The organism is Pseudomonas sp. PDM03 (genome assembly GCF_014852385.1).
Classification (GTDB): domain Bacteria; phylum Pseudomonadota; class Gammaproteobacteria; order Pseudomonadales; family Pseudomonadaceae; genus Aquipseudomonas; species Aquipseudomonas migulae.
In genome coordinates, this window is the sequence record NZ_JACVBM010000003.1 from 265,971 (window position 1) to 278,475 (window position 12,505).

The 12,505-nt window shown below is 57.5% G+C and carries 11 protein-coding genes; 5 read left to right on the forward strand and 6 right to left on the reverse strand.

The annotated features are described in order from the left end of the window. Nucleotides 1-112 precede the first annotated feature (112 nt). Complete coding sequence (gene eat, locus IB254_RS08025) at nucleotides 113-1,477, forward strand: ethanolamine permease (protein ID WP_192226174.1); 1,365 nt, start codon at nucleotides 113-115, stop codon at nucleotides 1,475-1,477. Nucleotides 1,478-1,601: 124 nt separating this feature from the next. Continuing rightward, nucleotides 1,602-1,769: a DUF2897 family protein gene (locus tag IB254_RS08030; RefSeq protein WP_017337332.1), complete on the forward strand. Its 168-nt coding sequence runs from the start codon at nucleotides 1,602-1,604 to the stop codon at nucleotides 1,767-1,769. A 123-nt stretch (nucleotides 1,770-1,892) separates the two neighbouring features. Here IB254_RS08030 and IB254_RS08035 read toward each other — a convergent pair whose 3' ends face one another. Both IB254_RS08035 and IB254_RS08040 read right to left on the reverse strand, forming a co-directional pair. Beyond that, nucleotides 1,893-2,744, reverse strand: a complete 852-nt coding sequence (locus IB254_RS08035) for an urea carboxylase-associated family protein (protein ID WP_192416954.1) — start codon at nucleotides 2,742-2,744, stop codon at nucleotides 1,893-1,895. Between the two features lie 15 nt (nucleotides 2,745-2,759). Continuing rightward, nucleotides 2,760-3,413: a GntR family transcriptional regulator gene (locus tag IB254_RS08040; protein WP_008042177.1), complete on the reverse strand. Its 654-nt coding sequence runs from the start codon at nucleotides 3,411-3,413 to the stop codon at nucleotides 2,760-2,762. A 176-nt stretch (nucleotides 3,414-3,589) separates the two neighbouring features. Between IB254_RS08040 and IB254_RS08045 the strand changes: the two genes are divergently transcribed. After that, entirely contained in the window at nucleotides 3,590-4,147 is a 558-nt protein-coding gene (locus tag IB254_RS08045) for a TetR/AcrR family transcriptional regulator (protein ID WP_192416955.1), read from the forward strand. Here IB254_RS08045 and fabF read toward each other — a convergent pair. The 4 genes from fabF to IB254_RS08065 all read right to left on the reverse strand — a co-directional run bounded on the left by fabF (nucleotide 4,144) and on the right by IB254_RS08065 (nucleotide 8,893). Continuing rightward, the gene (gene fabF, locus IB254_RS08050; RefSeq protein WP_192416956.1) at nucleotides 4,144-5,418 is read right to left on the reverse strand and encodes a beta-ketoacyl-ACP synthase II; all 1,275 of its coding nucleotides are present in this window, start codon (nucleotides 5,416-5,418) and stop codon (nucleotides 4,144-4,146) included. The two genes, IB254_RS08045 and fabF, sit on opposite strands and share 4 nt — an antisense overlap. Nucleotides 5,419-5,450: 32 nt before the next feature. Further along, the gene (locus IB254_RS08055) at nucleotides 5,451-6,245 is read right to left on the reverse strand and encodes an SDR family NAD(P)-dependent oxidoreductase (protein ID WP_192416957.1); all 795 of its coding nucleotides are present in this window, start codon (nucleotides 6,243-6,245) and stop codon (nucleotides 5,451-5,453) included. A 205-nt stretch (nucleotides 6,246-6,450) separates the two neighbouring features. Next, nucleotides 6,451-6,786 carry a ComEA family DNA-binding protein gene (locus tag IB254_RS08060; protein ID WP_192416958.1) on the reverse strand — a complete coding sequence of 112 codons (336 nt, stop codon included), beginning with the start codon at nucleotides 6,784-6,786 and terminating at the stop codon, nucleotides 6,451-6,453. A 112-nt stretch (nucleotides 6,787-6,898) separates the two neighbouring features. Next, nucleotides 6,899-8,893, reverse strand: a complete 1,995-nt coding sequence (locus tag IB254_RS08065; protein ID WP_192416959.1) for a polysaccharide biosynthesis protein — start codon at nucleotides 8,891-8,893, stop codon at nucleotides 6,899-6,901. Nucleotides 8,894-10,067: 1,174 nt separating this feature from the next. Between IB254_RS08065 and wecB the strand changes: the two genes are divergently transcribed. Beyond that, nucleotides 10,068-11,201, forward strand: a complete 1,134-nt coding sequence (gene wecB, locus IB254_RS08070; RefSeq protein ID WP_008042169.1) for a non-hydrolyzing UDP-N-acetylglucosamine 2-epimerase — start codon at nucleotides 10,068-10,070, stop codon at nucleotides 11,199-11,201. Nucleotides 11,202-11,204: 3 nt separating this feature from the next. Then, nucleotides 11,205-12,470 carry a UDP-N-acetyl-D-mannosamine dehydrogenase gene (gene wecC / locus IB254_RS08075; RefSeq protein ID WP_192416960.1) on the forward strand — a complete coding sequence of 422 codons (1,266 nt, stop codon included), beginning with the start codon at nucleotides 11,205-11,207 and terminating at the stop codon, nucleotides 12,468-12,470. The last annotated feature ends 35 nt before the right edge of the window (nucleotides 12,471-12,505 follow it).

Below are 12,505 nucleotides of genomic sequence, written 5' to 3' on the forward strand. Positions count from 1 at the left end.
CAAACATCCTCGATACGACGTGTTTTTACGCTTTACGACGGCCATCACCACAATGGCACGCCCACTGCACACGCCCTCCCCGATCTGTCCAAACCGTTCAGGGAGCAAACGCATGAACACACAACTCAAACCCACGCTGGGCACGCTGCACCTGTGGGGCATCGCGGTCGGGCTGGTGATTTCCGGTGAGTATTTCGGCTGGAGTTACGGCTGGGGCGTGGCGGGCACACTTGGTTTTCTGGTGACGTCCTTCATGGTCGCCACGATGTACACCTGCTTCATCTTCAGCTTCACTGAGCTGACTACGGCGATTCCCCACGCCGGCGGTCCCTTTGCCTACAGCCGCCGCGCCTTTGGCGAGAAAGGCGGATTGATCGCCGGGCTGGCGACACTGATCGAATTCGTCTTCGCCCCACCGGCCATCGCCCTGGCGATCGGCGCCTACCTCAACGTGCAATTCCCCGCCCTCGACCCGAAACACGCAGCGGTCGGCGCTTACATCGTGTTCATGGGCCTGAACATCCTCGGGGTGAAACTGGCGGCCACCTTCGAGCTGGTGGTCTGCGTACTCGCGGTGGCTGAATTGCTGGTGTTCATGGGCGTGGTTGCGCCGGCGTTCAGCTTCAGCAACTTCGCGCTGAACGGCTGGGCCGGCTCCGATGTGTTCGGCGCACCGGCGATTGCCGGGATGTTCGCGGCGATTCCGTTTGCCATCTGGTTTTTCCTCGCCATCGAAGGCGCCGCCATGGCCGCCGAAGAAGCCAAGGACCCGAAACGCACGATTCCCAAGGCGTACATCAGCGGCATTTTGACCTTGGTGTTGTTGGCCATGGGCGTGATGTTCTTTGCCGGCGGCGTCGGCGACTGGCGCACTTTGTCGAACATCAACGACCCACTGCCGCAAGCGATGAAAACCGTGGTCGGCGAAAGCTCCGGCTGGTTGCACATGCTGGTGTGGATTGGCCTGTTCGGCCTGGTGGCGAGTTTCCACGGGATCATCCTCGGTTACTCGCGGCAGTTCTTCGCCCTTGCGCGAGCCGGTTACCTGCCCGCGTCGCTGGCCAAACTCTCACGCTTCCAGACGCCGCACCGGGCAATCATCGCCGGTGGTGTCATCGGGATCGCAGCGATCTACAGCGACGGTTTGATCAACCTCGGCGGCATGACGCTCACCGCCGCGATGATCACCATGGCGGTGTTCGGCGCGATCGTGATGTACATCATGAGCATGCTCAGCCTGTTCAAACTGCGTAAAACCGAGCCGAACCTGGAGCGCACTTTCCGCGCGCCGTGCTACCCGTTGGTGCCGGCCATTGCACTGGTGCTGGCGGTGGTGTGCCTGGTGGCGATGGCGTGGTTCAACGCGCTGATCGGCGCGATTTTCCTCGGCTTCATGGCCGTGGGTTTCGTGTACTTCATGTTGACCGCGCAATTGCGCGCCGATGCACCCGCGGACGCGATGTTGACCGGGCTCTGAATCGCAGAGGTGTTGCGGGTCGATCAGGCATAGAATGGAACCACTGCGAAATTGAATCGCTCAAAGTGGTATGCACGATCGATTGGCGAAACCCGCCAATCGGCCTGCCCTCAAGGAGAGCCCTATGCCCTGGTATGCCTGGTTGATTCTGGTCGTTGCAATCGGCTCGATCGTGGGTGGTTTGATGATGTTGCGCGACACCGCCAACAAAGTTGAACTGACCGATGAGCAACGCAAACGCGTCGCTGAACGCAACGCGCAAGCGGATGCCAAGGATGCGCAGGACCGCTGAAAAAAACCTGATCCCTGTAGGAGCGAGCCTGCTCGCGATGTACCTGAGAACAACGCGTTTATTCAGAATAAACGCGTTATCGTTAACGTCCATCGCGAGCAGGCTCGCTCCTACAGGTGACGGTTATTTTTCCCAATCGGCCTTGGCGATGTGCAAGCCATGCAGCCCTTTGTACGCCGCACGCTCCGGCTGGCTCCAGCCTTCGAGCAGTGAATCCTCCAGTTTGTAGATCTCCACCCCAAGCGGGCGACATACGCTCAGCGGGTCCTGCGCGTCCGGCCCCCACATGGCCAGCGACAGATCGCCCCCCGGGCACGTCGACAGCGCACACAACAGATCGATCTCGGCAAAGAATTCCAGGTAATCGCCCTTCTGCGCCGGACAGGCTTTCATGAAGTACATGTCGTCGTGATTGAGGCCGGTGCACTGGAAAATGTTCAGCACGTCATGCACGTCGAACTCGGTCAGGCTATGGGGCAACACTGCGCGGGTCAGGTTGGAGTGGCAGTGATGGTGGAAGTCTTCGCCGGTGAGCATTTTGTTCACATAGGGATCGCAGCGGGTACCGAGCAAGTCGTGCAGGCGCCCACCATGTTCGTCAATGCCGTAGTCGGCCAGGCTGTCATCGGTGATGGTCACCAGCGGCCGCAAGAATGGCAGGTTCGACCAGAGCCGGTCGTGAGTGCTGACATGCGCCCCTTGCAACTGCCGCGTGCGCGAAGCCCACAAGCGTTCACGCGGATCGTTGGCATTCCAGACGTTGAAATCCCCGACTTGCGGGCCGACCGGCGTGGTCACGCGAAACACGTGCCCGGCCGGGACATTCCAGGCGCGGCCGGTGCGGATCGGCACTTCGAACTGCTCGATCAGCGTGCGCCCCTCCTTCGTATCCCGGATCTTTTCATAGAAGGCTTTGTCCACCTGCAAGGCCGAACCTTTGCTGACTTGGTAGGCCGCTGGATAATCTTTGTACATGGCACGAATCCTCGATCAGTGATGGGAAGAAGGGGCAAGCATTTGCAATAGAAGGTGTTCGGAGTCGTCGAGATAACGGCTCATGGCGTCCTCGGCGGCGCGTTTGTCGCCTTCGGCCAGCAGCTCGTGAATCTGCCGGTCACGCGCCAGCCAGGGCGCCTGAAACCGTGATTCATCGGGCGCGGCGCAAAACACCAGGCGCAGTTGCGCGACGACATTGGTGAAGAACTCATCGAACAACGGGCTGCGCAGCAACCCGACGATGTGCTGATGAAACGCCAGGCTGTGCGTGCCCACGGCGCGCCAGTCCTCCCGCTCCCGGGCCAGTTCGGTGGCTTCCAGGGCTTCGAGCATCCGGTCGGACTGATAATCGCGCAGCGGCTGACTGGCACTGATGGCCTGTAACTCCAGCGTGCGGCGGACGTTGAACAGATCCCGCACATCGTCGACGCCCAAGCGACGCACCATCACGCCTTTGTTGCGCACATAACGGGTCAGACCTTCCTGCCCCAGCCGATGCAAGGCTTCGCGAATGGTGTTGCGGGAAGCGTTATAGGCTGACACCAGATCGTTTTCCACCAGCGCCATGCCGGGCAGCAAACGACCGCCAATGATGTCGGCGCGTAACTCCAGGGTGATGTGATCGGCCAGGGACAGTCCGCTGTTCATACTTATCGCCTCATGATTGTTCAACAATCGTCAGCTAACGGGTAATCACTATCCGTGCCAGTTCGGTCGAGACGTCATGAAGGAGTTGGACGCATCTGCATGCTTTTTAGAAATAGAAGTACAGTCACCATCCCATTTCCATTGGTTAAGATGGCGCATTGTTGCGGAGATACCAGATGCGTTACTCGCAGGACCATAAAGCTCAGACCCACAAACGCATCATCAAGGAAGCTTCGGCGCGATTTCGCCGCGACGGTATTGGCGCGACCGGCTTGCAGCCCCTGATGAAAGCGCTGGGCTTGACTCACGGCGGCTTCTATTCGCATTTCAAGTCCAAGGATGAGCTGGTAGAAAAGGCCCTGCAGGCTGCAGGCGCCGAGGTGGAAGTCATCTGCGCCGAACTGTTCGCTCAGGAACGCCCACTCGAGGCGTTCATTGATGCGTACTTGTCCGAATGGCACCAGACTTCGCCCCATGAAGGGTGCCCGCTGCCGACCATGTCATCGGAACTCGGCCTGCACGGACAGCCAAGTCCGACCTCCGATGTAGTGCTCAATGCGCGGCTCGAACAAATACAAGGCACCCTTGAAGGTGATGATGCCGCCGACCAGAGCATCTTCATCATGTCCGCAATGGTCGGGGCGCTGCTGTTGTCGCGCAGTGTCGAGAGCGCCGATCTGGCCCAGCGGATTCTCGACGTCACGCGCGATTTTCTCAAAAAGCCTCGGGATTAAGCCTGCCAGCGCTTGAAGAGCACGCTGGCATTGACCCCACCAAACCCGAAACCGTTGGACAGCGCATACTCGATGGTCATTGGCCGCGCCTGACCATGGACGATGTCCACACCTTGCGCCGCCGGATCCGGGTTATCCAGGTTGAGGGTGGCCGGCACGATCTGATCACGGATCGCCAACAGCGTGAAGATCGCCTCGATCCCGCCCGCCGCGCCGAGCATATGCCCGGTGGCCGACTTGGTCGACGTGACCGCAATCTTGTTATCCGTGCCGAACAACGATTTGATGGCCGCCAACTCGCCCAGATCTCCAACCGGCGTCGAGGTTGCGTGAGCATTGAGGTGCTGCACCTGTGCCGCAGCAACGCCAGCCTGAGCCAGCGCCAGCGACATTGCCCGTCGCGCACCACTGCCATCTTCGGGGCCGGCGGTCAGGTGATAGGCGTCGGCGCTGGTGCCGTAACCGACCAGTTCCGCCAGCGGTTGCGCGCCACGGGCCAATGCATGCTCCAGGGATTCGATCACCAGAAGGCCTGCTCCCTCACCCATGACAAAACCATCGCGGTCACGGTCGAACGGACGCGAAGCCCGCTCCGGAGTTTCGTTGTAACCACTGGACAACGCGCGAGCCGCAGCGAACCCGGCGAGACTGACACGATCGATCGACGCCTCCGCACCGCCACACACCGCAATGTCCGCCTCGCCGCAACGGATCAGCCGCGCCGCATCGCCAATCGCCTGAACCCCGGCCGCGCACGCCGTTACCGGAGCACCCAGGGGGCCTTTGAATCCGTGCTGGATCGACACATGGCCCGCGGCCAGATTGACCAGAAAGGAGGGAATGGTGAAAGGCGACAAACGCCGCGGGCCACGACTGTCGGTGGTGCGGACCGCATCGGCAATCGCGCCGAAACCACCGACCCCCGAACCGATAATGGTCGCCGTACGCTCCTGGGCATTGGCATCCTGTGCCTGCCAACCGGCTTGCTCAAGCGCCTGACGTGCCGCTTCCATGGCAAACATAATGAAGCGGTCCATCTTCTTCTGCTCTTTGGGTGGCGTCGCACGATCCGGGTCAAAACCCGCCTCGGCATCTTCGGCCAGCGTCGGCACTGCGCCACCGACCTTGGCCGGCAGATCAGCCACGACTTCGTCCGGCAGGTTGCGCAATCCCGAACGCCCGGCCAACAGACGCTCCCAGACGGCTTCGACCCCGCTACCCAGCGGAGTCACCAAACCCATGCCCGTTACAACCACTCGACGTTCACTCATACCGCAACTACCTCAAGCCAATGGAGGGTGCCTCACTTGTAACGCGAAGCGGCCTTGCTTTTGGAAAGATTCGGCGCCATCACCAGACGCGCCGCGACAAACGCATCCCAGTCGGAGGCATCCGGCAACGAAGGAATGGTGATCAGTTCTCCCTGGTCCAGCCCCGACAACGAAGCATCGACCATCTCGCCCGCTTCCATGACCATGTCCGCCGGGATCTGGCTTGCGTCAATACCGGAACGCTCCCAGATTTCGGTGCGAGTCACGCCTGGCAACACCGCTTGCACTTTGACCCCGGTGCCATCCAGCTCGGCATTCAACGACTGGGTCAGGCTCAACACATAAGCCTTGCTGGCGCTGTAAGTGGCGTTGAAGCGCTCGGGGAACAACGCCACCACCGAGGCGATGTTGATGATCGTACCCCGGCCGGCTTTGGCAAAACTGGCGGCCGCCGCCGAAGCCAGGCGCGTGACCGTCGTTACGTTCAATTGAATCAAACGTTCCAGTTGGTCCAGATCGGCGTTGGCCAGCAAGCCATCTGCCGCGACACCCGCGTTATTCAGCAGCAGACTGATACCCGAATCGCTGCGAAGGCGTTGCTCAAGTTTCAGCACATCATCCTTTTGCGTGAGATCCGCTTTCAGCACCTCGACCTGAACACCATGCTCGGCGCGCAGCTTGCTCGCCGCGGCCTGAAGACGCTGTTCGTCACGTGCGACCAGCAACAAATCAAAACCGCGCGCGGCCAAGCGCTCAGCGTAAATGGCACCAATCCCGGATGAAGCACCGGTGACAAGAGCCGTACCTTGGGTCTGGACAGAATTCATGACGTGCTCCTGGAATGCGTAAGGAAAAAGAAAAGCGCCTGCGCTTCAGAGCGCCAAGCTGGATGACGAATTTATTATAGGCATAATTTAATCACAATATGATAGCCGTAATTTTTCACCTGCCGACGGAAGGCGCTAAATCGCCACGTACGCCAGAATGCAAAAAGGCCGGTCAATGACCGGCCCATGGCGCTGAATTACAAGCTTAGTTCACCTCAAGCTTTTCGCGGTTCTTATCCAGAATGGCTTTGCCGATTCCCTTCACTTCGAGCAGCTCGTCTACCGATGCAAACGGCCCATTACTCTCACGATAGGTAACAATCGCCTTGGCCTTGGCTTCCCCGATGCCGGACAACTCCCGTTGCAGGGTCGACGCGTCGGCCTGATTCAAATCAACCTTTTCGGACTGAACCTTGGGAGCGACCTCCATGACCAGAGGTGCAGTGCCCGCCTCCGACTTGGCCGCGGGTGCAGCAATAGCGGCGACAGAGGCAGTGCTCAGGAGGGCAAAAATCAGAGAGTAGAAGTAGCCAGTACGCATAAATGAAGCTCCATGACATCAATTGGGAAAGCAGCTTTTCCGAAGCTGCCTTCCAAACTTAGGCGATGTCTGGAGCCTGTCAAAAATGTGTCAGTTACAGGATGTGAAACAATCAGGGCTCGAGGCGACGCTGCTGATAGATCCAGTCGACGATCTCGCCGTCAGGGGTATAGCCGCTGACCGTTTCGCGCAGAAGCTGGCGGACTCTCGAATAATCATCCTGATCAACCGCTGCCAGCAATTCGCCCAACCGCGCCTTCAGCACATCCCAGGTCAGGTAATCTTCGCTGGCCGTCATGATCATCGGATGCGAGGTCGCCGCAACGTTGTCGCCGATCAGCAGCTCTTCGTAGAGCTTTTCACCCGGACGCAGGCCGGTGAATTCGATCGAAATGTCACCGTGGATATTTTTGTCCGACCGGACACTCAACCCTGACAGATGAATCATTTTCTCTGCCAACTCGATGATTTTTACCGGCTCGCCCATGTCCAGCACGAAAACGTCCCCGCCCTGCCCCATCGACCCGGCCTGGATCACCAACTGAGCGGCCTCGGGAATGGTCATGAAATACCGGGTGATTTTCGGGTGTGTGACGGTCAACGGTCCGCCAGCCTTGATCTGCTTGTGGAAAAGCGGGATCACAGAACCTGACGAGCCCAACACATTACCGAACCTGACCATGGTGAATCGGGTCTTGTTGACGCGAGACACGCTGGACTTGTCGCCAAACAACACAGGGGCTTTTTCACGGCTGAGCGCCTGCAATGTCAACTCTGCAAGTCGCTTGGTACTCCCCATTACATTGGTGGGGCGAACAGCCTTGTCGGTGGAAATCAGTACAAAGTTTGCAACTCCGGCCTGAAGTGCAGCCTGGGCCGTATTTAACGTGCCCATGACATTGTTCAACACGCCTTCTGCAATATTGTGCTCGACCATAGGTACATGTTTGTACGCTGCGGCGTGGTAAACCGTATCGACATGCCAGGTCTTCATGACGTCCAGCAACTTGTTCTCGTTACGGACAGAACCCAGGATCGGCAGCAGTTTGACGGACAACGATTCACGCGCAATTCGCTGCTCAAGCTCGGACAGGATGCTGTAAAGATTGAACTCGCTGTGTTCGAACAACAACAGGGTCGTAGGCCTTAACGCAAGTATCTGCCGGCACAGTTCCGAACCGATTGATCCGCCCGCACCGGTAACCATCACTGACTGGCCGGTGATGCAATGCTCCAGCAGGTCCTCTTGAGCCGGTACCGCATCACGCCCAAGGAGGTCGGCAATGTCCACTTCCTGGATATCGTCGACCTTGACCCGGCCACTGGCCAGATCCATGAATCCCGGCACGCTGCGCACATGAAGCGGGAAGCGCTCCAGGTAGCCCAGAATTTCCCGGCGGCGCCCACGGTTGGCCGAAGGGACTGCAAGCAGGATTTCCTGAGCGCCTGTCGTGTCAATCAGTTGCTGGATATGCTTGGGCTTGAACACTTGCAACCCGGAAATGACACGACCGGCAATACTTCCGTCATCATCGATGAACGCAACCGGGCGCATCACCCTGCCCATGCGCAGCGCCGCAACAAGCTGGTTGCCTGCGGCGCCAGCGCCGTAAATGGCCACTTTCGGCAAACCATTATCACGATTGGCAAAAGGCACATGTTGCGCCGCCGCGAACCAATCACCCAAAAAGTACTGGCGCATTGCCAAACGCAAGCCACCAATCATGATCAGGCTCAACCACCAGTAGTTGAAAATAATCGAGCGGGGCACGACCGTTTGATGATTGCTATATAAATAGACGATGACGCCAAGAATAAGCGAAGAAAGGCTGACGGCTTTAATTATCGCAATAAGTGCATCATTACCGAAATAACGCATCACAGCGCGATACATGCCAAATCGAATAAACAACGGGATGGCAACAACGGGAGCACTAAGAAATAACCAGAGGTGCTGTTGAACAGGGCTGTTCATTTCGTCGATCCCTAGACGAACGACAAAAGCCATCCATAACGAGACCCAAACCAAACCAACATCGGCAACTACCTGCAGGACCCGCTTGTGTCGGCGCGGAAGGCTCAACAAAAAAGCTCTTATTTTATCCATAACCCTATCGAACACCTCACCAAGCTCCTGAAATCAAAAAATAAACTATTGCCTTTGAACCCGCAAAGAAAACCGGCCGATTTACGATGAAATACCAGCACGGGCAAATGCCGCACCAGCGTAAGGACTTCAAAAAATAAACTTCGATCAGGCACCCTTGTACCAAAACAGCTGGGGGGAGGCAGAGCCTGACAGGCTACCGAAGGCAATCCCGATATAATACCTGTGTTGCGTCAGAAATCTCTGCTCGCAGGCAAAATTACTGCCATCAAACGCAAGCGCAACCCAGGCGGCCTCGGTTACCCCGGCAGGTGCCGGTAAAAAATGACGAACGTGCCGGAATCGCGGTTCCTACCTGATACAATGCCCCGAACTGCACGCAGCCTATAAGAATCGCAGCTACGCCCCTCCGGTGTTGTATCAAAACTGATCAAGATGACCACAAGGAATAGTCTCTCGCCATCAGGCCTTTCACGATTGGCGAGGCACATCTGGCAATCGGCCGGCCCCCTGACAACCAATCCGGAAGAAAATTCGCTGCATCGAAGACGCATCAAGCTGCAACCTTGGAAAGCATCGGACAAAGAAGGCTATAATCCGCGGCGCCTAAAAAGCTTTCCAGTTCTTAGCGATAAAGAAGAGCGAGCAGGGACACGCTGTAAGAAACTTCTGTCTCCGACGAAAGACCCGGCTAACACGAACTGAACGGTTGACCCCCGATGACAAAGATGTCACTCCGCGATCGAGATCATGCCAGCGGAAGTAAACAGACCCGCTGCGAGCACCTTCTCGAGAGGGATCAGGCTGTCTCCAGGAAGGGGTGGATTAGATCGATTGAACAGCGCGCCCCAAAGGACAATGATATCCATCTCCTACACTCGCCGACGCCCATGTTTTTTGCTCCTCTGATACTGGAAGGGTTCGGCGATGGCCGCTTGGCAACCAGAGACGATCTGCGCCAGACAATGATCCTGCGCCCGCACACCGGGCTGCTTGTGGATCAGACTCCCGGCAAAACCCTGCGTGCCTGCGCCGCTACTCCGTTAGTGGTAAATAGCGGTTCTGTGCAGCACAAGGAAACAGTGCAAAAACCAATCGAATTCGCCCTTCTCTCATTCGCGTGATAGGCCTGTGCACGCAATAATTTTTTTTATTTTTTAATAGCGGTGTAGCTATGACTTTGAAAACCTTGTGTGTGTTTGGCACGCGCCCCGAAGCAATCAAAATGGCCCCTTTGGCGTTAAGCCTCGCGGCGGACGAACGCTTCGAAGCCAAGGTATGTGTAACCGGCCAGCATCGCGAGATGCTGGACCAGGTACTGAATCTTTTCGAGATCACGCCTGACTTCGATCTGAACATCATGAAGTCTGGCCAGGACTTGACGGACGTCACCACCACTATTTTGCAAGGCATGAAATCGGTCTTCGCCGAGTTCAAGCCCGACATCGTCCTCGTGCATGGCGACACTGCTACCACTTTCGCCACTACCCTGGCGGCCTACTACCAACAGATCCCTGTCGCTCATGTCGAGGCCGGTCTGCGCACGGGCAATCTCTATTCGCCCTGGCCAGAAGAAGCCAACCGCAAGTTGACCGGCGCTCTGGCAGCCCTGCACTTTGCCCCGACAGACACCTCCAGTCAGAATCTGCTCCGGGAAGGGGTAGCCGCTCAAAGCATTCACGTCACAGGCAACACAGTGATCGATGCCCTGCTGGACGTCGTGGCGAGAATTAAAAACAGCGCCACCCTGCAGCAACAGTTTCACCAACAATTCTCCTTCCTGGGTGAAGGGAAGCGAATCATCCTGGTCACCGGCCATCGCCGCGAAAGCTTCGGTGACGGATTTGAAAAAATCTGCCAGGCACTGCTCACGACGGCGAAAGAATTTCCCGACGTCGAAATCGTCTACCCCGTCCACCTGAATCCGAATGTTCGCGAGCCCGTCAATCGACTCCTGGCCGGCATCGACAACGTTCACTTGATTGAACCACTGGATTATTTGCCTTTTGTGTACCTGATGGACCGCTCCTACCTGATCCTCAGCGATTCGGGCGGCATCCAGGAAGAAGCACCTTCGCTGGGCAAACCCGTTCTGGTCATGCGTGACACCACTGAACGCCCGGAAGCCGTCGAGGCAGGCACTGTCAAACTGGTGGGCACCGACATAGACGTTATCACGGGCAACTTGCGCAGCCTGCTGACAGACTCCAACGCTTACAGCCAGATGAGCTTCGCTCACAACCCCTACGGTGATGGCAAGGCGTGCGCGCGGATTCTTGAAACTCTTTCCCAATTTAAAAGAGGCTAACCTATGAGCTTTGAAACCATTTCCGTAGTCGGCCTCGGCTACATCGGACTGCCCACTGCCGCAGTTTTTGCCGCACGCAAGAAAAAAGTCATAGGCGTCGATGTTAATCCTCACGCCGTTGCAACGATCAATCGCGGTGAAATTCACATCATCGAACCGGATCTGGACATTGTCGTGCGGGCAGCGGTAACCGAAGGTTATCTGCGCGCAACCACCACTGCCGAACCGGCCGATGCGTTCCTTATTGCGGTACCGACCCCTTTCAAGGGCGACCACGAACCGGACCTGTCTTACATCGAGTCAGCCAGCAAAGCCATCGCTCCAGTCTTGAAGAAAGGCGATCTGGTCATCCTTGAATCGACTTCTCCGGTCGGCGCAACCGAGCAGATGTCCGCATGGCTGGCTGAAGCGCGCCCGGACTTGAGCTTCCCGCAAACGCATGGCGAAGACTCTGACGTTCGTATTGCACACTGCCCTGAACGCGTCTTGCCGGGCCATGTGCTGCGCGAGCTGATCGAGAACGACCGCATCATCGGCGGCCTGACCGCCAAGTGCTCGGATGCTGCAATGCGTCTGTATAAAACGTTCGTGGAAGGTGAATGCATCATCACCGACGCGCGCACTGCAGAAATGTGCAAGCTGACCGAAAACAGCTTCCGCGACGTCAACATCGCTTTTGCCAACGAACTGTCGATCATCTGCGACAAGCTCGACATCAGCGTATGGGAACTGATCCGCCTGGCAAACCACCACCCGCGAGTCAACATCCTGCAACCCGGCCCTGGTGTAGGCGGTCACTGCATCGCTGTCGACCCTTGGTTTATCGTGAGCAAGACACCCGATGAAGCGCGCTTGATTCGCGCCGCGCGGGAGGTCAACGACAGCAAGCCGCAATGGGTGCTCGATCAGGTCGCGCTCGCAATCGGCAAGTATCTGCAAGAGAACCCGGCTAAAACAGCGAAGGACGTCACTGTCGCCTGTCTGGGCCTGGCGTTTAAGCCGGACATCGATGATCTGCGCGAAAGCCCATCCCTTGAAATCACGGTGCAGATTGCAAAAAATCATCCGGGCACCGTTCTGGCCGTTGAGCCGAACATCGAGCGCCTCCCTGCTCGCCTGGAAGGCATCGCAACCCTGAGCCCGGTCGATCAGGCCCTGTCTTCGGCCAACGTCATCGTTCTGCTCGTAGATCACAGTGCGTTTAAAACCATCCCGAAAACCCGCTTGTCATCGCTGAAAGTTATCGATACCCGCGGAGTCTGGACCTGAAAAATCAGGGGTAACTTGATTGCGTACAAAAATCA

Coding starts and splice junctions, on each gene's coding strand:
- eat (WP_192226174.1), top strand. CDS start 113: ATGAACACACAACTCAAACCCACGCTGGGCACGCTGCACCTGTGGGGC.
- IB254_RS08030 (WP_017337332.1), top strand. CDS start 1,602: ATGCCCTGGTATGCCTGGTTGATTCTGGTCGTTGCAATCGGCTCGATC.
- IB254_RS08035 (WP_192416954.1), bottom strand. CDS start 2,744: ATGTACAAAGATTATCCAGCGGCCTACCAAGTCAGCAAAGGTTCGGCC.
- IB254_RS08040 (WP_008042177.1), bottom strand. CDS start 3,413: ATGAACAGCGGACTGTCCCTGGCCGATCACATCACCCTGGAGTTACGC.
- IB254_RS08045 (WP_192416955.1), top strand. CDS start 3,590: ATGCGTTACTCGCAGGACCATAAAGCTCAGACCCACAAACGCATCATC.
- fabF (WP_192416956.1), bottom strand. CDS start 5,418: ATGAGTGAACGTCGAGTGGTTGTAACGGGCATGGGTTTGGTGACTCCG.
- IB254_RS08055 (WP_192416957.1), bottom strand. CDS start 6,245: ATGAATTCTGTCCAGACCCAAGGTACGGCTCTTGTCACCGGTGCTTCA.
- IB254_RS08060 (WP_192416958.1), bottom strand. CDS start 6,786: ATGCGTACTGGCTACTTCTACTCTCTGATTTTTGCCCTCCTGAGCACT.
- IB254_RS08065 (WP_192416959.1), bottom strand. CDS start 8,893: ATGGATAAAATAAGAGCTTTTTTGTTGAGCCTTCCGCGCCGACACAAG.
- wecB (WP_008042169.1), top strand. CDS start 10,068: ATGACTTTGAAAACCTTGTGTGTGTTTGGCACGCGCCCCGAAGCAATC.
- wecC (WP_192416960.1), top strand. CDS start 11,205: ATGAGCTTTGAAACCATTTCCGTAGTCGGCCTCGGCTACATCGGACTG.